16 protein-coding genes are annotated in these 21,769 nt (G+C 63.4%); 11 read left to right on the top strand and 5 right to left on the bottom strand.

Annotated features, from left to right (window positions below):
- Nucleotides 1-3,554 (top strand): tetratricopeptide repeat protein (locus IV091_RS04315; RefSeq protein ID WP_293465587.1); only part of this gene is annotated, 3,554 nt, incomplete at its 5' end.
- A 2-nt stretch (nt 3,555-3,556) separates the two neighbouring features.
- Here IV091_RS04315 and IV091_RS04320 read toward each other — a convergent pair.
- Nucleotides 3,557-3,712: a hypothetical protein gene (locus tag IV091_RS04320; protein ID WP_293465589.1), complete on the bottom strand. Its 156-nt coding sequence runs from the start codon at nt 3,710-3,712 to the stop codon at nt 3,557-3,559.
- On the opposite strand from IV091_RS04320, the gene IV091_RS04325 reads away from it, so the two are divergent.
- From IV091_RS04325 to IV091_RS04360, 8 genes are all read left to right on the top strand, one after another.
- Nucleotides 3,711-5,129 (top strand): PelD GGDEF domain-containing protein, encoded by a 1,419-nt coding sequence (locus IV091_RS04325; RefSeq protein ID WP_293465591.1) that lies wholly within the window; start codon nt 3,711-3,713, stop codon nt 5,127-5,129. The two genes, IV091_RS04320 and IV091_RS04325, sit on opposite strands and share 2 nt — an antisense overlap.
- Nucleotides 5,126-6,139 (top strand): hypothetical protein, encoded by a 1,014-nt coding sequence (locus IV091_RS04330; RefSeq protein ID WP_293465593.1) that lies wholly within the window; start codon nt 5,126-5,128, stop codon nt 6,137-6,139. Before IV091_RS04325 ends, IV091_RS04330 begins: the two co-directional genes overlap by 4 nt.
- Before the next feature lies 1 nt (nt 6,140).
- Nucleotides 6,141-7,649, top strand: a complete 1,509-nt coding sequence (pelF, locus tag IV091_RS04335) for a GT4 family glycosyltransferase PelF (protein ID WP_293465595.1) — start codon at nt 6,141-6,143, stop codon at nt 7,647-7,649.
- Nucleotides 7,649-9,028 carry an exopolysaccharide Pel transporter PelG gene (gene pelG / locus IV091_RS04340; RefSeq protein ID WP_293465597.1) on the top strand — a complete coding sequence of 460 codons (1,380 nt, stop codon included), beginning with the start codon at nt 7,649-7,651 and terminating at the stop codon, nt 9,026-9,028. Before pelF ends, pelG begins: the two co-directional genes overlap by 1 nt.
- 204 nt (nt 9,029-9,232) lie before the next feature.
- On the top strand, nt 9,233-9,466 hold the full coding sequence (locus IV091_RS04345) for a hypothetical protein (RefSeq protein WP_293465599.1): 234 nt from the start codon (nt 9,233-9,235) through the stop codon (nt 9,464-9,466).
- 66 nt (nt 9,467-9,532) lie between these two features.
- Nucleotides 9,533-12,328 carry a hypothetical protein gene (locus IV091_RS04350; RefSeq protein WP_293465601.1) on the top strand — a complete coding sequence of 932 codons (2,796 nt, stop codon included), beginning with the start codon at nt 9,533-9,535 and terminating at the stop codon, nt 12,326-12,328.
- An 83-nt stretch (nt 12,329-12,411) separates the two neighbouring features.
- Nucleotides 12,412-12,669: a hypothetical protein gene (locus IV091_RS04355; protein ID WP_293465604.1), complete on the top strand. Its 258-nt coding sequence runs from the start codon at nt 12,412-12,414 to the stop codon at nt 12,667-12,669.
- 29 nt (nt 12,670-12,698) lie between these two features.
- Nucleotides 12,699-14,600, top strand: a complete 1,902-nt coding sequence (locus IV091_RS04360) for a hypothetical protein (RefSeq protein ID WP_293465606.1) — start codon at nt 12,699-12,701, stop codon at nt 14,598-14,600.
- A gap of 50 nt (nt 14,601-14,650) precedes the next feature.
- Here IV091_RS04360 and IV091_RS04365 read toward each other — a convergent pair whose 3' ends face one another.
- Nucleotides 14,651-15,796 (bottom strand): endo alpha-1,4 polygalactosaminidase, encoded by a 1,146-nt coding sequence (locus IV091_RS04365; protein ID WP_293465609.1) that lies wholly within the window; start codon nt 15,794-15,796, stop codon nt 14,651-14,653.
- Between the two features lie 358 nt (nt 15,797-16,154).
- Here IV091_RS04365 and IV091_RS04370 point away from each other — a divergent pair, with 358 nt between their 5' ends.
- A complete protein-coding gene (locus tag IV091_RS04370) occupies nt 16,155-16,709 on the top strand; it encodes a polymer-forming cytoskeletal protein (protein WP_293465612.1) in 555 nt (184 codons plus the stop codon).
- Nucleotides 16,710-16,746: 37 nt separating this feature from the next.
- Here the strand turns inward: IV091_RS04370 and IV091_RS04375 are convergent, their stop codons facing one another.
- The 3 genes from IV091_RS04375 to IV091_RS04385 form a co-directional block, all read right to left on the bottom strand.
- Nucleotides 16,747-17,475, bottom strand: a complete 729-nt coding sequence (locus IV091_RS04375) for an LrgB family protein (RefSeq protein WP_293465615.1) — start codon at nt 17,473-17,475, stop codon at nt 16,747-16,749.
- Complete coding sequence (locus tag IV091_RS04380) at nt 17,468-17,839, bottom strand: CidA/LrgA family protein (protein ID WP_293465618.1); 372 nt, start codon at nt 17,837-17,839, stop codon at nt 17,468-17,470. Before IV091_RS04380 ends, IV091_RS04375 begins: the two co-directional genes overlap by 8 nt.
- A gap of 80 nt (nt 17,840-17,919) precedes the next feature.
- Nucleotides 17,920-19,422 (bottom strand): FAD-linked oxidase C-terminal domain-containing protein, encoded by a 1,503-nt coding sequence (locus IV091_RS04385; RefSeq protein WP_293465621.1) that lies wholly within the window; start codon nt 19,420-19,422, stop codon nt 17,920-17,922.
- A 210-nt stretch (nt 19,423-19,632) separates the two neighbouring features.
- Here IV091_RS04385 and IV091_RS04390 point away from each other — a divergent pair.
- Nucleotides 19,633-21,769: chemotaxis protein CheB (locus IV091_RS04390; RefSeq protein ID WP_293465624.1), on the top strand; the 2,137-nt coding region annotated here is incomplete at its 3' end.

The raw sequence follows: 21,769 nt of genomic DNA on the forward strand, positions 1-21,769 counted from the left end.
TGCGGCCTCTGACGCTTATCACCGCCTTGCTGGCGCTCATTGCCGCGTTGGTGGGCTTGTTTCCCAGCCAGAAACGATTGACGGCGCTTTCCAGTCAACGCGAGTCGGATGCCTTGTCCATTGCCTACCTGCAGTTGCTTTTACGGGTGCACCCGGACGACGACGCGCTCAGGCGCGCCCTGGCGCACAACCTGGCAGCGGCCGGCAAATGGGCCGACGCGCGCAGCGTTCTGGCGCCCTTGCTGGGTCAGCCCCACGAAGGTGGAAGGCGGGCGCGAATGGAGGCGCTCGAGATCGACTTCCTGATTGTCAAATCCCTGACGACAGACAGCCGGGAACGCACCGGACTCAGAAATGACATCGCCCGTCAAATCGAAAATCTTCGCACGGAAACCAGCGATCATGGCTCGCTGGCGCGCCTGGCGGACATCAGCCTGGCGATGGCCCTGCCCAGTGTGGCGGCACGGATTTACCAGAAACTTGCCGCCGTCGACAAGGCCGGGCGGCAACGCTGGCTGGATCTGGCCGCCACGCAATACCTTGCCAGCGGCGCGCCGGACCAGGCCGCGCGCGCTTACCAGGAGGCGGCCCAGATTGCGCAGGACGACGTGGAGGGCCAGCGCAAATACACGCTGCTGGCGATCGACGCCTACCTGGCGGCCAGCCAGGGCGCACAGGCGCTGGCGCTGGCTGAAGCGTCCGCGCCGCATTTCGCCGGCGATCTGGCGTTCATGCGGCGCATGGTGGCGATGGCATTGGCGCAAAACGACACGGCCCAGGCGCAGCGATCCGGCCGGGCATTGGTGGCGCTGGCGCCGGACGATGCCGACATCCTGTCGCAGCAAGTGGAAGTGGAAATCGCCGCGAAAGACCTTCTGGCGGCGCTTGCGCTGGCGACCCGCCTGGTGGCGCTGGAGCCCGCCAACAATGAAAAACGCACCCGCATGGCACAGCTTGCCGAGTGGGCCGGAAAGCAGGACATCGCGCTGGAGCAATGGCTCTGGCTGGCCCGCGAGCCGTCGGGAACCGAGGCGCGGGCCAACGCCATGCGCCTGGCGCTGGGAAAAGAAGATGACGGCCTGTGGCTGGCGCTGGCCGGGCAGGTGTTTCAGGCGCGGCCCATGAAACCGGAAGAATCCGCCGCGCTGGTCGCCATCCAGTCGCGCGGCCGTGCGCCCAAGCAGTTGGCGGAATTTTTGCAAAACTACGCCAAGCGCTATCCCTTGCAGCGCGCGCAGTGGGAAGCGCTGGCGAACGCGCAGGAACAGCAGGGCGACCTGCCTGCGGCCATCGCCAGCTGGCGGGGCATGAGCCCGCAGTTGATCAGCCCGCCCGAATCGGCGCGCCGCCAGGCAGAGCTGCTGCTGCGCGCCCAGCGGGCGGACGAGGCGTGGGCGGTGTTGCAGGAGGCGCGCGCTGGCGCCGCGCCGGGTGAGGAGGCGTACTGGCAGGCCTACGGCGATGCGGCATGGGCGCGCGAATCAAAGCCTGAAGCGCTGCTGGCGTACCGCACCGCGTGGGAAGGCGGCTCGTCGAATGCCCGGGCGATTGAAAGGCTGATCGCGCTCTATAACGCCAGCGCCCAGCCGGAACAGGCCATTGCGGTGGGCAAGCAGGCTTACCTGCGGCTGGCCGAGGCCCGCTGGTTGCTGCTGGCGATGGACGCGGCCTCCCAGGCGTCCCGCTGGGAGGCGTCGCGCGATTTGTCGAGCCTGGCGCAGCGCGACGAAGTGAAGTTCGCAGGCAGCGAAATGTACTGGCTGCTGGAGGCCAACATTGCCAGTCATGACGGCCGCAAGGCGCGTGCGCGCAAGGCCTACCGGCAGGCGTTGGCACTCAATCCGGCCGCCGTGCCGACGCGGGTGCAGCTCCTGTGGTTCGAGCACGACTACGGCGACGCGCAGCAGCTTGGCGAGCATGTCGCGAAATGGCAGTCCGATGCGCAGGCCGAGCCCGCCTACTGGCCGGTCTATGCGGTGGCTCTGCTCAAGCTCAGGCAGGTCGATGCGTCGCTGGGGTGGTTTGAAAAGCAAGCCGCTGCAAAGCCCGATGACTATGTGTGGCAGGTGGGTTATTTCGACGCGCTGGCCGACGCCGGGGGCGGCGATGCGGCGCAGCGCCTGCGCGCCGGGATGATGCCGCGTTTGCGCGCCAGGCTGGGCGCGGCAGGCAAGGCCGCCAAGCCCCCGGAAAAGACCTTGTGGCTCGCCTACGCCTCGATGGTGAGGCACTTTGAAGGCGAGCCGGCCGGTGACCAGGTGCTGCAGGACATGCTGGCGCGCGGCCACACGGATGCCGATGTCTACGCCTTGCTGGTGGGCTCCAGCCTGGCGCAGGAAAAGTTCGACAAGGCCCGCTACTGGCTGGTGCGCGCCGAAGCCGACCAGCACAAGCTCCCTGCCTACCAGTCGCTGGCGGTTGCGCTGGCGCAAGACGACCGGCAGGCGATTGACCGGATATTGCAGCTGCAGGAGAAAGACCTCACCCCCGCTGACCGGGTCACGGCGCTGCGGCGGCTGGGGCGCAATGTGCTGGCCCTGTCGCTGACTGAGAAAAGCCTGCTGGAGGCGGACGATGCATCCAGCGAGCGGCTGCGTCAACACCGGGAACAACTCAGGGCGCAGCTGGCCCGCCGCATCGAGGCCGGCTACGAGGCCAGGAACCTGTCGGACCTCAAGATCAAGCGCACCGAGGTCGCGGTGAGTTTCCCGCTGGAGGCGGGCCGTGCAACGCTGCGCCTGGCGCGCAACGCGCTGGATCCAGAGGCCGGCGGCGTCTTGAGGCATTCAGGATCGCTGGACGAAAACGACATTTCGGTACTCGCTGAGGTGGCCGTCGGCGCCCATCCGCTGCGGCTCACACTGGGCCGCAATCAGCGCGACGAGCATTCGTTGACCTACGGTCGCCTCGAGCTGACGCATGCACTCACCAAGCGCTGGAACGCGCGGCTGGATGTGGCTATCAATGGCTTGACGGAAGAAACCTCAGCCCTGCGCGCCATCGGCAGCAAGGACAAGGTGGCCGTCGGCGTCAATGGCAGCCTGAGCGAGTCGGTGTATGCACGGGCAGAGCTGGCGGGGCAGCGCTTCAACACGCGCCAGGGCGAAAAACTGGGCCAGGGTGCCCGGCTGGAGGGCGAGATCGGAACCCAGCTTTCCAAGGGCTCGCCGGCCTGGCAGCTGCGCTTGTCTGGAAGCACGGAACGCAACCGCCTGGTCGATAGCCTGCCGGCGTCTCTGCAGCCTTTGGCGGCGTCGCCATCGCAAGCGGTCGAGGGAATTTTGTCCTCTCGCTTTAGCACGCTGGGGGTTGGCGCCACGCTTCGGACTGGCCAAGGCGAGGGCATGGAGCGCCGTCCGCAGGGCGTGGTGGATGGCTGGGTTGGCCGTCAATGGCCCGCGAACGAGCTGGCCTACAGCCTGCGTGCGGGCATGCGCTTGCCTGTGGTCAGCGCTGGCCAGGTCCGGTTTGAAGCGTTTTACACCAACGTCCAGGGCGGGGTGTCTTCGCAGGCGAATCGCGGTGTCGGCGTCTGGTATCGGCACGAGTTTTGAGGTCATGAAATTTCATGCGCAAGCAACAGCAGCCATGACACCCAGAGTTCTTTTATGAAATGGATATTTCCCTTGCGTGGATCCAATAAGGATTCCTTGCCCGGATCGTCGCGCCTCCCCGCCGCGATGCGGGCGGGCAGCAAGCCGACAGCCGCCATGGCGCCCCCCGAAAGCGCCGCTGTCAGTCCTTTCGATGCGCGCCCCCATTTGCGCTTGGGCCTCGTGTGCGCCGAAACACTTGTTTTCGGCGGCCTGCTTCCTGGCGCCCTGGTGTGGTTTTCCAAAGGGCAGTCGCAGCACTTTGTATTGCCCTTGCTGGTTTTTTTTCCGCTTCTGCTGGGTTTGCGCTATGGTTTTCTGGCGGGCAGCGTGGGCGCCGCCCTGACGGCAGCGGCCGTGGCCTGGATGAATTATCTGAACCCGGTGGTCCTGGGCGACTATCCCAAGGCGCAGGCCGTCGTCCTGCTGCTGGCAGGCATGGCCGCAGGCGAGGCGCGCGACATCTGGAATGCCCGGATGCGCCAGCTCGACTACATCTGTCACTATCACCAGACGCGACTGCAGCAATTCACCGGCGCCTACCAGGCCTTGCAGGTGTCGCACGCCCGGCTTGAACGGCGGATGGTCGGTGGTGCGACCAGCTTGCGCACAGCGCTGGAGCGGCTCAGGCTGCGGGAGCCCGCCGCCGGTGCAGACCCACAAGCGCCACTGGGCGGCATTGGTGACTGGCTGCTGGAGATCATGGCGGATGTCGGCAGCCTGCATACGGCGGCCGTGTATGCGCTCAATGACCGGGGCGTGTTGCGCCTGCCTGCAGTGGCAATGATCGGCCAGGCGGCCGAACTGTCGCCCTTTAACCCCTTGCTGCGTGAAACCCTGCGCACCGGCGCGCTGACCAGCGTGCATGCGGGCAACGAAGCGGTGCATGAGCCTGTCATTGCCGTGGTGCCCCTGGTCGATGCCATCGGCCATATTCATGGCGTCGTCAGCATCAGCGACATGCCATTCCTGAACATCCACCAGGAAACCTTTGAACTGCTGGGCGTGCTGGGCCGGCACATCGGCGATATCCTGGCGCGCCGCACGCGGCCTGCCGAGGAATTGCTGGGCTTTCACGCCTTGCGCTACAGCCTGCAGCGCAACCTCATGGATGTTAAAAAACATGGACTGCCGGCCGCATTGCTCGCTTGCAAGATCGTGGATGCGGACCGCTCCGATGCGCTGGTGGCCCACTGCTGCCACGACAGCCGGGGACTGGACCAAAGCTGGATTTCAAGAAACAGAAAAGGCCAGCCGGTGGTGGTGAAAATACTGCCCATGACCGATGAGGCGGGCGTCAAACGCTTTCTGGCGCGGCTGGAAAGCGGCCCGCCCGGTGCGGGTGGCGCCAGGAGCGGCATCATCACCTACCTGTGGATGCTGGAAAAAAACCGGACGGCCGATGACATGCTGTCGGAGATCGCCACCGCCTGCGATATTGAAACGCTTGGCGCCGGAAAAACCGGGCCGCCCGGGAAACCCGCAATGGCTGTGCCAGCCGAGCCGCCTGGCCCAACGTCCGGGGCGGCGCTATGACATGGGCGTGGCTGGCCTGGCCGTTGTGTGCGCTTGCGCTGGTGCTCGATGCCGGGATCGCCAGCCTGATGCTGGCGCCTGGGCCTTCCGCGCCGCAGCTGATGGCCGCTTTGCTGGCGCATGCCGCAGCTTGCCTGCTGTTTTCAATGGCGCTCATCAGGCTGCTCCCGGCGACATTTGGCAAACCGGCTTTTGCCTCTGGCCTGTTTGTTTTCATGACGATTATTTTTATTCCGGTACTGGGCATGGTGGGGCTGCTGGTCAGCATCGTTCCCCTGCTGCGCCGCCGGGGCCCGGTGGCTCGACCCGTCGAGTGGCAGCATCCGCAGCTGCCAGACTTGCCGAGCCAGCCCGATGCGCCGCGCGCCAGCGGCGGCCTCCTGGGGTCCGGTGATCTGGCCGGCACCTTGCAGCACGCCAAAGACCCCAGGAAGAGGACAGAGGCGCTGATTGCAACGCTTGCGCTCGAGGACGTGCATGCGGTGCCCTTGTTGCGGCTGGCGCTGAAAGACCCCGATGACGAGGTCCGGCTGCTGGCTTTTTCCCTCCTGAATCGCAAGGAAAAAGCCATTGAGGCGCGCATGCGCGCAAGGCAGGCGCGCGCGGGTGAATGTGAGCCCGATCAGGTGTTTTTGAAGCATAAGGCGCTGGCGCACGACTTCTGGGAACTGGCCCAGCTCGGCGCCTCCCAGGGAAGCACGCAAACCGCATTGTGTGGCCGGGCGCTCGAGCAGGTGCAGGCCGCGCTGCAGTTGCGTCCGCACGACGGGGGCCTGCATTTCCTGCGGGGTCAGATTCACCTGAAGGCGCGGCAGCTCGATGCCGCAAGCGACGCCCTGGAGGCGGCCTGCCGGTGCGGTGTCGATATGCGCCAGGCGGCGCCCTTGCTGGCCGAAATAGCGTTTCGCAAGCGGCGCTATGCCGATGTAAAACACCATTTGAAGCGGGCTGGCCGTCGCAAGGCGGCGCCAACGCTGCGTAGCGCATCAACCTATTGGGACGGGGTGTGACATGCCCCCGCGTCGCTATGACACGGACATCACGCTGCTGCTGGAGGGCACCTATCCTTTTGTGCGTGGTGGCGTTTCCGGCTGGGTCCACCAGCTGATCGAGGGCCTGCCCGAGCTTAGTTTTGCACTGGTTTATCTGGGTGCTGAGCGACCCGACCGTGAAGACATCCGTTACCCCTTGCCCCCCAATGTCCAGAGCCTGACCTGCCATTACCTGATGGATGGGGTCGCCATCAGCGAGACCAAGGTGCGACCGGGGGACCCGGCCTATTTTTCGGCGAGCGCCAAACTGCATGCGTGGTTTCGCAGTCCTGAAGGCGAGCCTGAGCCTGAATGGCTGGACCGGGTGCTGCTGCAAGAGGGCCAACCAGAAGGCGCTTGTACGCGGGATTTCTTTCACAGCAAGGCGGCGTGGACGCACATCAGTGAGAGCTATGCCCGCCAATGCCCGGATGCGTCGTTCCAGGCCTATTTCTGGAGCGTGCGCAACATGCATATGCCGCTGATGAAGCTGGCTGAAATTGCGCGCACCGTTTCGCCCTCACGGGTTTTTCATTCCGTCACCACCGGTTATGCGGGCCTGCTGGGCGCGATGCTCAAGCAACTGAGCGGCCGGCCCCTGATTCTGACCGAGCACGGCATCTACACCAAGGAACGCAAGCTTGAGCTGCAGTCCATGTTCCTGCGCGAGCAGCACGGCAGCTTCACCCACCCGTCGGGCGACGGCATGGAGCACTACAACCAGGCCTGGATCCGGATGTTTGAAGGCATCGGGCGCCTGGTCTACGCGGCCGCTGATCCGATCATCACGCTGTATGAACAAAACAGGCTGCGCCAGGTCCGTGACGGAGCGGACGCCGCGCGCACGCGCATTATTCCGAATGGCGTTGAGGTTGAACGCTATGCGCCCCTGCGTGCCAGCCGACCGGCGCAAACGCCCATGGTCCTGGGCTTGATTGGACGCATCGTTCCCATCAAGGACATCAAGACCTTTATCCGCAGCGTCGGTGTGCTGGCGCAGCGGCTGCCCGAGGTGGAGGGCTGGCTCATCGGGCCGGAGGAAGAAGATCCCGGTTATGTCGACGAATGCAGGGCGCTGGTGCAAAGCCTGAAGCTGGAGGGCCGCATCCGGTTTATGGGCTTTCAGAAGGTCGAGGACATCCTTCCGCAATTGGGTCTGATGGTCCTGACTTCCGTCAGCGAGGCCTTCCCGCTGGTCATGGTCGAAAGCTACGCGAGCGGACTGCCGGTGGTGGCGACCGATGTTGGCGCCTGCCGCGACCTGATCGAGGGTAAAGAGCTGGACGATCGCGCCTTGGGCCATGCCGGCGAAGTCGTGCCTATCGTCGACCATGAGGCGCTGGCGCGTGCCGCCTTTGACCTGCTGACCGACTCCGTGCGCTGGCGCGCAGCGCAGCAGGCCGGAATTACCCGTGTCGAGCGCTATTACCGCCAGTCGCGCGTGATTGACAGTTACCGCGAAATCTACCAGACGGTGGGAGACCGCTGATGGCCGGGATCGGATTCGAGCTGCGCCGGTTGATGAAAAAAGGAACGCTTGGCGGGCAGGTGCAAGCCTACGCCTTTGCGGCTGTCATTGGCAGCGGGCCGTGGGTGATGTCTATCGTCGCCATCCTGGCCATCGGCCTGCTCAACCTCAGCCAGGGCCTGCCGTCCAGCTTTGTGGGGCAGTTCCAGGTGTCGATTACTTACCTGATGGCGTTCTCGCTGATTTTGACCGGCATGCTGCAACTCGTGTTCACCCGCTACGTGGCCGACCGCCTCTATGAGCGGCGCGACAGGACGATTCTGGCCAACCTGTTTGGCGCCCTGACCCTGACCTTTTTAACGGCGGGTGCACTGGGAGGCGCCGCGCTGGTGCTTTGGCCGGACGGATCATTGGCCTACAAGCTGTGCATGCTGACGGGCTTTGTCACGCTGTGCGGCATCTGGATCGTGGTGGTCTTCGCCTCGGCCATCAAGGCCTACCGGCAAATTTTGATGGTATTTTTCATGGGCTACAGCATCACCGTGGCGGCGTCGCTGGGCCTGCGTGCTTATGGTCTGGAGGGTTTGCTGCTGGGCTTTGTGGTGGGGCAGGTGTGCTTGTTCTTTGCCCTGCTGGGGCTGGTGGTGCGCCAGTACCCTGGCGATCAGATGGTGTCTTTCGATTTCCTGCGGCGCCGCCAGATCTTTCCGAGCCTGATTTTCATCGGACTTTTCTACAACGTCGGCGCATGGGCCGACAAGTTCATCTTCTGGACGGACCCGCTCACCAGCGTCCATGTGGTCGGTCCCCTGCGGGCGTCCCCGATCTACGACCTGCCGATTTTCCTCGCCTATTTGTCCCTCATCCCGGGCATGGCGGTTTTCCTGATCCGGATCGAGACCGATTTTGCCGAGAAGTGTGAATCCTTCTACCTGACCATCACGCGCGGCGGCACGCTCGCCCAGATCGTGGACGCCAAGCGTGCCCTGGTCGATTCCGTGCGGGGCGGCATGCTGGCCATGCTCAAGGTGCAGGGCGCTACGACGATTATTTTGCTGATCATGGGCGAGGAGTTGCTGGCCTGGGTGGGCATTTCTCCCATGTACCGCCCGCTGCTGAACGTTGATTTGCTCGCGGTGGCCATTCAGCTGCTGCTGCTCGCCGTGTTGAACGTGCTGTTCTACCTGGACCAGCGCAAAGCCGCCCTGCGCCTTTGCCTTCTTTTTGTGATCTCCAACATTCTTTTGTCCGGCCTGACCTTGTACCTTGGCCCGGCCTTTTTTGGGTATGGCTTTGCGCTCGCTGTGCTGCTGACGGCGGGTGCCGGTTTGCTCACACTCTCGCGCAAGCTGGACCAGCTGGAATGCGAAACATTCATGCTGCAGCCCGTCTATAGCTGAAGCAAAAACCGCTTTGGGCTGCGGCTGTAGCAGCTTTTTGAAGCCGATGCGGTGCCGGGGCTGCGTGCTGGGCGACGTTCCAGCACCCGACAAGTTTCGACACAAGTTCGGGAAATTTTTTGACCAGCGACTTGTGAAATATCAATTCCCGGGCCGGGCAGCCCGTTTCAAATTACCCAAGATGTTTTCTTTAAGGAGTCATGCATGAACACACACGCGACACGCGCGACATACGTCACACGGGCCATGCGCTGCTTGCCGATCGCCGCCTTGTGCCTGGCTGGCCAGGCGATGGCGCAGGCGGCGCCCGCCAATGGCGGCGGCGCCCAGGCGCCCACCGAGCGCGCCAAGCCTGCGCACGGCGAGGTCCGGCCAGTGCCGGCGACGCCGCCGCACTACCCCTCCGCACCGCAGCCGCCAGTGCCCACACGGCGGTAATGCGGTCATGGCTGGGTCCGGGTCAGCGCTTGTTTTTCAACCGATTTGTCGAGCAAGGAGTCCACTGTGAAACTGCAACTTATCTATCAGCGTTCCTGCATCCCGTCCGGGGCGGACGAGGTGCTTCATGGCGCAACGGGCGATGCCCGGGACGCTGACGTCCGGCCTGCTCCGCGCTTGTTCATCAAGCGGGCATCGCTGGCGGTTGCATTTGTGGCGGCAACGTTTCTGGCCGCCTGCGGGGGCGGTGGCTCCGGTGCTGTAGACACTACCGCGGTGGTTGCAGCGCCAACGGCAGAGCAGGTGGTCATCGCTGCCGCCGCACCGACGGCCCGCAATGTGGGCATCAGCGGCACGGCGCAAGTGGGTCAGGTGCTGACCGGCATTTACACCTATGCCGATGCCAACAACGATCCGCAAGGAACGTCGACCTTCCGATGGTTGCGTAGCGGTGTCGCCATTACCGGCGCAACGGCCAAAACCTACACGCTGGTGGCCGCTGACCAGGGCAAGGTCATCATCTTTGAAGTCACTCCGGTCTCGACGGTTGCGCCGACCACTGGTACGGCGGTGGCGTCAAGCGCAACGGCGGCCGTCACGGCGGCTGGTGTCGTTGCTGCGCCCGCGGCACCAACCGCCAGCGCGGTGGCCATCAGCGGCGCGACACCGGTGGGACAGGTGCTGACCGGCAACTACACCTATGCCGATGCCAACAACGATCCGCAAGGCGCCTCGACCTTCCGCTGGCTGCGTGGGGGCGTCGCCATCGCCGGGGCAACGAAAAAAACCTACACGCTGGTGGCCGCCGACCTGGGCAAGGCCATCACGTTTGAGGTAACGCCGGTCTCGACCGTGGCGCCTATCACCGGGACGCCGGTGGTCTCGGCGGCCGTGGTGGCAACGCCGGCGTCCATCGCCCTCAAGCTGCTCGTGATCTCGGCCGAAGGCACCTCGCCCAGCTACCTTGCCACGCTTTCCATCCTTGATCAGATCGGCGTGCCCTATGACAAGATGGTGCTGAAGGGCAGCAACCCCACCGCGCTGCAAATGGTGGCGGGCACCTTGTCCGATGGCGCCGGAAACGGAAAGTACCAGAGCATCATCCTGGAGACCGGTGACCTGGCTGCGTACAACGCGCCAACCAGCAATTACCCTAGCGCGATGACGGCTGCGCAGTGGTCCATGCTGCGGCAGTACCAGTCTGTATACGGCGTCCGGTCGGCCACGATGTACACGCGTCCGGCCTTGACTATCGACGTCAACAATGCCGCGCTGGACCTGACCTATGGCCTGACCTCGGCGGTTGAAGTCATCGCCACCAATGCAAACCCGGTCACGGCGACGTTCACGCCAGCCGGGCAGCAAGCCTTTGGCTACCTGAACACGGCCAACCCGATCTCGATCAAGGACGGTGTCTACACCTATCCGAGCACACCGGCCTCCGCTGCCACGGTGGCGCTGTTACAAACGCCGGCTGCCAAAGCCATCGCCTCCGTGTACACGGCGCCCGAAGGCTGGCAGAACCTGGCCCTTGCGGCAGACAACAATCCTGAACTCACCCATACCCTTTTGCTGGGCTATGGCGTCGTGAACTGGGTAACCCGGGGCGTATTCCTGGGCGAGCGCAAGATCTACCTGAGCGCGCAGCCTGACGACGTGTTCATTCCCGATGATCTCTGGGATCCTGTGAGCAAGACCACCCCGTTGAACAACGCCGCCTTTCGGCACCGCAACAATGCCACCGACTACAACAGCCTGGTGGCGTGGCAGACAGCGCTGCAGGCCAACAGCCAGACCGCCGCGTTCAGTCTTGAGTTGCCGTTCAATGGCGTTGGCTACAACACGGTGGACGCGGGCTACCTGAACCAGGGTGAAACGGTGGACACGCTTTCTCCGGCGGTGCGCGACAACCCCAATGCGTTCAGGTGGATCAACCACACCTGGGATCACACCTCGCTGGATCCTGGTGGCGCGGCGCTGAACGTGACCACGATGAAGCAAAAATTCCAGTTGAACCATGACCTGGCGACCGGCCTGAGCGGCACACCGCCGGTGATGTTTTCCCAGTACAACAAAAACGCTTTCGTCCAGCCGGACATCTCGGGCCTGGAAAATCCGGTGTTCTGGCAAGCGGCCCAGGAGTTCGGGTTTCGCTACATCCTGATGGATACCTCGAAGACCTACGATTTTCGGCCGGCGATAAGCCCCATTGCGCCGAACACGGGCTTCTACAGCAGCCGCGACACCTTTGTGCCCGGCAATCCGCGCATCCTGATCATTCCGCGCTACCCGACCAACCTGTACTACAACGTGTCGACGCCAGCGGAGTGGGTGTCCGAGTACAACCATTTCTTTGGTGCTGCCGGCGTCGTGCCGCCTCCCCCGGGTCAGACGTCATGGTTTGGCGGCGACTCGACCTACGAGCAGATCCTGGACCGCGAGTCCGAGGTGCTGCTGCGTTACATGCTCAAGTACAACGCGAATTCCTGGATGTTCCATGCGGCGAACCTGCGCGACTATGACGGCACGGGTCCGAACAAAAAGTCGCTTCTGTCGGATCTGCTGGACGCGGTGACCGCCAAGTACCGGGCCATGTACAGCCTGCCGGTGCGCAGCCCCAGCCAGAGCGGGATCGGGCAAATCATGGCGGCGCGCATGGCGTACAACAAGGCCATCACCGGTGGGCTCAAGGGCCGCGTCGTGTTTGGCGCTGGGGCCAGCATTGAGCTGACCAATCCGGGCAGCACGCCCGTGACGGTGCCCGTGACCGGTGTCAATATTGGCGGCACGCTCTACGGTGGGCAGCCGATTTCCACGTTTTCGCTGGCGGCCGGCGGCTCCACCACTGTTGCCGTGCCCTAGGCGTGGATGCTGCCGTGGGCCATGCGCCTGCGGCAGCCTGCATGCCAGGGGTTTTCTTAACCTGCCTGCTCAAGGAGTTATTCATGAAGTCACTTGCCCTCTCATCGCCATGCCGCGCTGCGGTACAGGCCGGCTTGGTGCTGGCCTTCGTGCTCGGTCAGATCCCTGTGCATGCGGCAACGCACGCTGCCGTGGCAGCGCCTGAAGGCGACACGGCGCCTGTCCTTGTGTCCAGCGAGCCCGTCAAGCTCAAGCACAAACACCGCAAGATTTCCCGTGCGCCCGTCAAGCTTGAGGCACCTGCCTCAAAGCCGCAGCAGCTGGTGCGCGCGCTTCGTTAGCCGCGGCATCTCACGCCAGGGAGTCCATCATGAATTTGCAACTTTTTTTTCTTCGGGCGGCCGTTGTCGTCAGGGTGAAAATAGCCGTGCTGCTTGCGCTGGTGGTTTTTGCCGTGCTGTGGCCCCTATCTGCCAAGGCCGAGACGCCAACGTCCATCGACATGAAGCTGCTGGTGATTTCTGCCGAGGGCACCGAGCCGGTGTTTGCCGGAATCACGTCCATCCTGAATCAGATCGGCGTTCCCTACGACACCCTGATTGCCCGGCAAACGACGCTGACCCCGCAAACGCTGTCAGACGGTCTGGGCGCAGGGCGGTATCAGGGCATTCTTCTCACCACGGGAAATCTGGCTTATGAGGCCTCACCGGGCGTTTATGAAAGCGCGCTCACCGCGGCCCAGTGGCAAATGCTCTGGCAATACCAGGCTGATTTTCGTGTGCGGCAGGTCACCCTGTACACCTATCCGGGCGGCGCGCCCGACAACTACGGACTCAACGTCATCGGCGCTGCCGACACCAACAGCACGCCGATTCAGGCCAGCCTGACGGCGACTGGAAAGCAGCTTTTCAGCTACCTCAACGCGGCCAATCCGATCTCGATCAAGAATGCCTGGACCTACCTGGCCACGCCTGTTTCGGCGACCAACCCGGTGCCTCTGCTGACGACCGCGAACGGCCATGCCATTGCGTCCATCTACACCTACCCCGATGGCCGGCAAAACCTGACCATCACGACGGACGGAAACCCGGAACTGACGCACACGCTTTTGCTTGGCTACGGGGTCGTCAACTGGGTCAGCAAGGGTTTCTTTTTGGGAGAACGCAAGGTCTACCTGAATGCGCAGCCCGACGATCTGCTGATTGCGGATGACCTGTGGGATCCGGCGCGCCTGTCGGACCTGACCGGGCTTGAATACCGGATGACGGGCAACGATTACACCCGGCTGATCACCTGGCAGAACACCCTGCGGGCATCCAGCACGAATACGGCGCAGATACGCCTGGAAATGCCGTTCAATGGGGTGGGCGCTTCGGGAATTTATCCCAATGACACCTTGACGGCTGCAGTGCGCAAAAACCCGAACCAGTTCAAGTGGGTCAACCACACCTATGAGCATGAACTGCTGACCGCCATCAGTTATGCGGATGCGCTGACGCAACTGAGCAATAACCACAAGGTGGCGCAGCAGCTGAAGTTTCAGCTGTACTTCAAGGACAGCATGATCCAGCCGGAAATTTCGGGGCTCGACAACCCGGACTTCCTGCGTGCAGCGAAGGATTTCGGCATCCGCTACATCCTGTCGGACACGTCACAACCCGGGTGGAAAAGCTCCAGTCCGAACGCCGGGTTCTACAGCGTCCATGAACCCAGCATTCTGATTATTCCGCGCTATCCCACCAACCTCTACTACAACGTATCGACACCGGCCGAGTGGCTGTCCGAGTACAACTACTTTTACGCGCCCGGAGGACTTTTCCCCACCTGGGACCGTGCCCTGACCTACAGCGAAATTCTGGACAAGGAGTCTGAAATGTGGCTCAGGTATTTGCTGAAATACGACTTGAGCCCCGTGATGTTCCACCAGTCCAACCTGCGTGCCTACGACAACAAGAATTCATTGCTGGGCGACCTCATCAACGTGACCTTGAATAAATTCAATAGCATGTACAAGCTGCCGATACGCAGCCCGAGCCAGCATGAAACCGGCGTGTTGATGGCGGCCCGAATGGCCTACAACGCCTCCGGTGTCAGTGGCCGGATTCTGCTGGGCGCGACCAACACCATTGCATTGAAAACGGTGAACCCCGTGAAAGTGCCTTTGACAGGGATAAGTTACGGAAGCACCACGCAGTCTTACGGCGGGCAAACCATTTCCACCTTCTCGCTCGGCGCCAACGGTGCGGTGGCGATCCCGGCGCCCGCATGGTAGCCGGGGATCATGCGCGGCGTTCAGGCGCGCTCTGTGCGCGCCTGAACGGATTACCAGTAGCAGACGGCTTGCTGTCCGGCGCTTGCGTCAGACACCGACGGCGAAAAACCGCGCGCACGGCTGGAGCTAAATGCGGACTGGGCGTCTGCGGTGTTGGTGCAGCTGCCCACGTAGTCCAGCGTGGCAATCCAGAATTTCTGCCCGCCCGGCATCAGGTTCATCGCCGCCCATTTCGTTAACGCGGTTTCGGCATAGGCGTCAAAGGTGGGTTTGTAGACTTCTTCGTGCGCAATGCCGTCCAGCAAGCTGGGGTAGGCCACCGTGCCGGAGGCCCCGGTGGCACGACCGAGGCGCGTGGTGTCGCTGACCGCGTTTTGCATCACGAACAGCAGGTTCGGGTATTTGTCGCGAAGCTTTGCAATCAGGTCCAGTCCACCCTGGCTGCACTTTGCATCGCAGGGCCCGTTGGTGGTGTTGGTGCCGTGCTCCACGATTTCCATGTTGTCGAAGTAAAAACCGTCCACGCCCTGCGCGGCGAGGCGGGGCGCGATGTAGTCCAGCACCAGGCGCTGATACTCGGGATTGCCAAGGTTCATCCAGACCTCGTTGCTGTAGCCGGAATAAGTCCCCGCTTGCGCGCTGGTGTTGGCCGCACAGGAAAGGAGTCCTGCGGGCACCTTCGACCAGTAGCCGCGAAAGCTTTCGCATGAACCCAGGTTCAGGTAGCTCAGCACCTTGTTCTGTCCGTTGCTCTGCAATTGCTTGATCTGTGCCGGTGTGAAGTTGCCCAGGTCAGGGTCGGCATCGATGTCCATGATGCGAAAGGTGGCGGCCATTTTGGGAATGTCAACATTGCCCGCGCTGCCGTAAAAAGAGGCCCATGGCGCGCCGGCTGGAAAGCCACGGCCTGTGGTCGAGGTTGGCGTTGCGCTCGTCAGGGAGGTCTGAGCCGGTTGGCTGGTTGTTTGCAGCGAGGTGGAAGTTTCGGGTGTAGCGCTGACCAGAGCGGGTTGCGTGCTGGTCTGGAGCGCAGCGGTGTCACTGGTGGCGCCGCCGCCGCCGCCGCCACCGCAAGCGCTCAGGGCGCTTGCGGTCGCAAGGAGGGCGGCGTAGCGAAGGGTTGTAAAAAACGAACCGCCGGGGGAGGTGGTTTGCGTTGCAAAAGGAGGGGTGAAGCGTTGTGGCTGAATGGTCATGGGCCGCGAGTCTAGACGTACCGCGCGCTACGGCAATAGCTGCGGTAAGTAGATGTAGGGGTGCTATCTAATGGCCGATGGGCATATTTCCTGACGGCTTGATGCAAATTAACGGACGATCCCGGTAGTTCGTTACGCTTGTGCCTGCCTGCCGGGAATGCAGGAAATTCCTGCGTTGCACGACCCCGCCTGGCGTGGGCCGGCGCCCGGCCTGTTAGCCGCCGACGCGGCGCCCCGACCGGCGGCGTTGCCCGCCCCTGTGCCGAAAAGTAAGAATTAATTTCGTTACCTCTCTTGCATAAGCGGGACGCTTTTAGTTTTTTGCAGACGTACCATTTGCACCTTTTAAGGAAGTCACATGGCAACACCGTTTTTTGGCAAGCGAGAGAATGAGACACCGACCACTGCGCGTCCCGGATCGGCCAATGCGTATGCAAGCACGGGCGTATCCAGCACACTGAACTCCGCCTCCCAAACGGCCAGCCCGTCCAGCGCTGCCAAGCCAGTGGGCGAGGCCTCGACGACCGCAGGCAGCGGCAAGGAAGGCGGCAGCAAGCTGACGGTCGGACCGAACATCAAACTCAAGGGCGTTGAAATCACCGATTGCGACACCCTGGTGGTGGAAGGGTTTGTCGAAGCCACCATGGATTCGCGCGTGATCCAGATTTCAGAGCAGGGCTCATTCAAAGGTTCCGCCGAGATTGATGTGGCTGAAATCCGCGGTGAATTCGACGGCAACCTGACGGTGCGCGACAAGCTGGTGATTTACTCGACCGGCAAAGTCACCGGCACGATTCGCTACGGCAAGCTGGTGGTTGAAGAGGGCGGCCAGATTTCCGGAGAAATCATGTTCGGCACCAGCGGCAATGCCAAGCCGGCGAGTGTCAACAAGCTTGGGCTGCAAGCGGCATAAATGCCATAAACGCCATTGCTGCAGCCCGGACCGGCTGCTAATGGAACAGCCGGAAGGCCAGCGGAATCAGCAGCGACGCCAGTACCACCTGCAGGCCCAGCGCCAGTCCGGCATAAGCACCCGCATCAGCGTTGACCTGCATGGCGCGCGCCGCGCCAATACCGTGCGAGGCGGTGCCCAGTGCGAAGCCGCGTGCGGCCCAGCCCGCGCTGTCGGTTGGAATGCGCAGGGCGCCAAACAGGTATTTGCCGCAGAGCGCGCCCACCAGCCCGGTGATGACCGAAAACACGGCGGCCAGTGCAGGAATGCCGCCTAGCTGTTCGGCAATGCCCATGGCCACCGGCGCCGTGACGGACTTGGGCGCCAGCGACAGGCTGACCTCCGGCGGCAGGCCAAAGGCCCAGGCCAGCAGCAACGCCGAACCCCCGGCCGCCACACCGCCGGCCAGCGCGGCCAGCAGCAGGCGGCCCCAGCGCTGGCGCAGTTCGTCGCGCCGCAGCCAAAGTGGCCAGCCCAGCGCGACCACGGCCGGGCCCAGCAGGAAGTGAATGAATTGGGCGCCCGCAAAGTAGCTGGGGTAGGGCACGCCGGTGAGCAGCAGACCGCTGGCTAATATCACCACTGTCCACAGCACTGGGTTGGCCCATGGCGCCTGCCCCAGCCGGGTGTAGGCGGCTTGCGCCGCCACATAAATCATCAGCGTGGCGGTCAGGCCAAACAGCGGCGATGCCGACAGATAGACCCACAACTCCACGAATTTAGGCATGGGGTTCTTTCTCCGGGGCAGGGGCGGCCGGTTTTGCCAGCAGGTGCATGGTCAGCACGGTCACGCCCAGCCCGGCCAGCGTGGACACCACGATCACCACCAGGATGCGCACGCCGTACTGGCTCACCAGCGAAAGATGGGTCATCACGCCCACGCCCACGGGCACAAAGAGTAACGAAAGGTGCGACAGCAAGAAGTTGGCGCAGGCGGCCACCGGCTCGCGCACGGGCGTCCAGCGCAGCGCCAGCAGCAGCAAAATCATGCCGATCACGGGACCCGGAAGGGGCAAGGACAGCCCGCGCGCAAGCAGCTCGCCGATCGATTGAAGTGCCAGCAGCCAGGCCAGTCCGCGCAAGCCGGTCATCTCAGGTGATGCCCGGTCTTACTGCGCACAACAGGCGCCCGCAGAACGCGCAGCCGATAGCACTTGAATACATATTTCCATCAAAAACGCGGTAAATCGGGATGCGAAATCTTCCCGCCGCGCACCAGCATTTTTCCGTACTCGGCGCAGCGGTTCAGCGTGGGAATCACCTTGCCGGGGTTGAGCAGGCCCTTGGCATCGAACGCGCGCTTGACGCCAAACATCTGCTCGTTTTCTGCCGCTGAAAACTGCACGCACATGGAGTTGAGTTTTTCAACGCCCACGCCGTGCTCGCCGGTCACGGTGCCGCCCATGGCCACGCTGGTTTCCAGGATGTCCGCACCGAACAGCTCGCAGCGGTGCAGCTGGTCGGCGTCGTTGGCGTCAAACAGGATCAGCGGGTGCAGGTTGCCGTCGCCCGCATGGAACACATTGGCGCAGCGCAGGCCGTACTTGATTTCCATGTCGGCAATCGCCAGCAGGATGTCAGCCAGGCGTTTGCGCGGAATGGTCGAGTCCATGCACATGTAGTCGGGGCTGATGCGGCCCGAGGCCGGGAAGGCATTTTTGCGGCCGCTCCAGAAACGCAGGCGCTCGGCTTCGTTCTGGCTCACGGCAATGGCGGTGGCGCCATAGCGCTGCAGCACCGCGCTCATGCGGCCGATTTCCTCCTCGACTTCTTCCGGCGTGCCGTCGCTTTCGCACAGCAAGATCGCCGCCGCGCTGAGGTCATAGCCCGCGTGCACGAAGTCTTCGACGGCGGCCGTCATGGGCTTGTCCATCATTTCCAGCCCGGCCGGAATAATGCCGGCGGCAATCACGCCCGCCACGGCATCGCCGGCTTTGCGCAAGTCGTCAAAGCTGGCCATGATGCAGCGCGCCAGTTGCGGCTTGGGCACCAGCTTGACCGTGACTTCGGTGGTGACCGCCAGCATGCCTTCGCTGCCAATGATGATGCTCAGCAGGTCGTAGCCCGAAGCATCCAGCGCGTCGCTGCCAAATTCGACCTCGTCGCCCTCCATGGTGAAGCCCTTGACCTTGAGCACGTTGTGCACGGTGAGGCCGTATTTGAGGCAGTGCACGCCGCCCGAGTTTTCGGCCACATTGCCGCCTATGGTGCAGGCAATCTGGCTGGATGGGTCGGGTGCGTAATACAGGCCGTGCGGCGCCGCAGCGTCTGAAATGGCCAGGTTGCGCACGCCGCCCTGCACGACGGCGGTGCGGCTGGCCGGGTCTATCTTGAGGATCTTGTTGAACTTGGCCAGCGACAGCGTCACGCCCAGCTTGTGCGGCATGGCGCCGCCGCTCAGGCCGGTGCCGGCGCCGCGCGCCACCACGGGCACATCCAGCGCGTGGCAGGTTTTCAGCACGGCCTGCACCTCGGCATAGGTTTCAGGCAGGGCCACGACCAGCGGCCGCTCGCGGTAGGCCGTCAGTCCATCGCATTCATAGGGGGTGGTGTCTTCGCTGTGCCACAGCAAGGCGTGCGCGGGCAGCACCGCGCTCAGTGCGCCAACGACGCGGGACTGCCGTTCTGATCGGGTCAGGGCATCGTGCTGCTGCTTGGATAGGGGGGCGTTCATGGTGTGTGTCCAGGTTGAAGCCACACTGTAGGGCATGCCGCCACGGGCGGGTTGAAGAAATTTAAAGCCCCGCATGAAATGTCGTGGCCGCAGGGGCGGCCCTTGAGCGCCATCAAGTCCGTGCACTCAATGCCCTGCATCGACGCCATTTTCAGGGTGCTTTGGCCAGGTCTTTATGTGAAAATATTGGACAGCATTTAAAAGGGCACCATGCGCAAGAAGTCAGCCGAGGCCGTGTCAGAGGCCGGAACGGAGCGTGTATCGCCCGAGCCAGCCATCAAGCGAGCCCGCAAGGCAGCTGCCGGGGCCGCCCCGCAAAGCGCACCTGCAAGCCTGCCCAAAGCACGCGCCAAAACGCCCCTGAAGGACGCCGACAGCATTCCGACCATCGTCGGCATCGGGGCTTCGGCCGGCGGGCTGGAGGCGCTGGACAGTTTTTTATCGCATGTGCCCGAGCGCAGCGGCATGGCCTTTGTCGTCATTCAGCACCTGGACCCGACGCACAAGGGCATCATGCCCGAGCTGCTGCAGCGCGCCACCCGCATGAAGGTGCAGCAGGCGGGCAACCGCATGCGGATCAAGGCCGATGGCGTCTATGTGATTCCGCCCAACAAGGACCTGTCCATCCTGCACGGGGTGCTGCACCTGCTGGACCCGCTGGCGCCGCGCGGCTTGCGCCTGCCGATTGACTTTTTCTTTCGGACGCTGGCGCAGGACCGCAACCAGCGCGCCATTGGCGTCATTTTGTCGGGCATGGGCTCCGATGGCACGCTGGGGCTGCGCGCCATCAAGGAAAACGCCGGCCTGGCGCTGGTGCAGACGCCCGCCACCGCCAAGTTCGACAGCATGCCGCGCAGTGCCATTGACGCCGGGCTGGCCGATATCGTGGCGCCGGCGCAGGAGCTGCCCGGAAAAATTCTCGACTACCTCAAGCGTATCCCGGCCAGCACGCCCAGCCGGCTGGTGCTGGAGGTCAAGACGCAAAGTGCGCTGGAAAAGATCGTGATCCTGCTGCGCGAGCGCACCGGCAACGACTTTTCGCTGTACAAGCGCAACACCCTGTACCGCCGCATCGAGCGGCGCATGGGGCTGCACCAGATTGACACCATCGCCGCCTACGTGCGCTACCTGCGTGAAAACCCGCAGGAGCTTGACCTGCTGTTCAAGGAACTGCTGATAGGCGTCACCAACTTTTTCCGTGATCCGGTGGTCTGGGACTGCCTGCTGGACAAGGTGCTGCCCGACCTGCTGGCACGCTACCCGGCCGGCAAGGCCCTGCGCGCCTGGGTGCCTGCGTGTTCCACCGGCGAGGAGGCCTATTCCCTGGCGATGGCCTTTCGGGAAGCGCTGGAGAGAATCAAGCCGCCGGGGCGCTTTTCGCTGCAGATATTTGCCACCGACCTGGACCAGGATGCCATCAGCCAGGCACGCCAGGCCATCTACCCGGCCAACATCGCGGCCGATGTCCCGGTGCAGCGGCTGGCCCGGTTTTTTGTGGAAGACGAAAAAGGCTACCGCGTCAGCAAGGCGATCCGCGAGATGGTGGTGTTTGCCCCGCAAAACATCATCATGGACCCGCCCTTTACCAAGCTGGACATCCTGACCTGCCGCAACCTGCTGATCTACCTCGGCCCGGAGCTGCAGAAAAAGCTGATTCCGCTGTTTCATTACGCCCTGAGCAGCCGCGGCGTCCTGGTGCTGGGCACGTCGGAAACCGTCGGCAGCTTTACCCACCTGTTTGAGCCGATAGACGCCAAGCTGCGGATTTACCGGCGCAATGACCATCCGCTGTCGATGGTCGAGGTCGATTTTCCGACCAAGCATTTCCCCGCCGCGCCGATGGTTGCCGACGAGGGTCCGGCGGCCAGCGCGCCCATCAACCTGCAGGCGCTGGCCGATCAGGTGCTGCTGCAGAATTTTTCTCCCGCCGCCGTGCTGGTCACGGCCGAGGGCGACATCCTCTACATCAACGGACGCACCGGCAAGTACCTGGAGCCGGCGGCAGGCAAGGCCAACTGGAACATCCACGCCATGGCGCGCGAGGGTCTGCGCTTTGAGCTGGCGAGCGCGGTGAAAAAGGCGTTTCGGCAAACCGGGCCGGTAAAGGTCAGTGGCTTGCAGGTGGACGGCAATGGCGAGTCCCAGCGTGTGGACCTTACCGTGCAGGCGATCGACAAGCCGGCCGGCCTGCGCGGGCGCGTGATGGTGCTCTTTTCCGACGCGGCTGCAGAACCCACCGAAAAGGCGGTCACACGCAAGGCGGCCACCAGCGTCGCGCACAAAAAGCTGGTCGAGTCCCTGCGCCAGGCCCAGGAAGACCTGCAAAGCACGCGGGAGGAGATGCAGA

Source organism: Polaromonas sp. (genome assembly GCF_018780625.1).
In the GTDB taxonomy this organism is placed as follows: domain Bacteria; phylum Pseudomonadota; class Gammaproteobacteria; order Burkholderiales; family Burkholderiaceae_C; genus Polaromonas.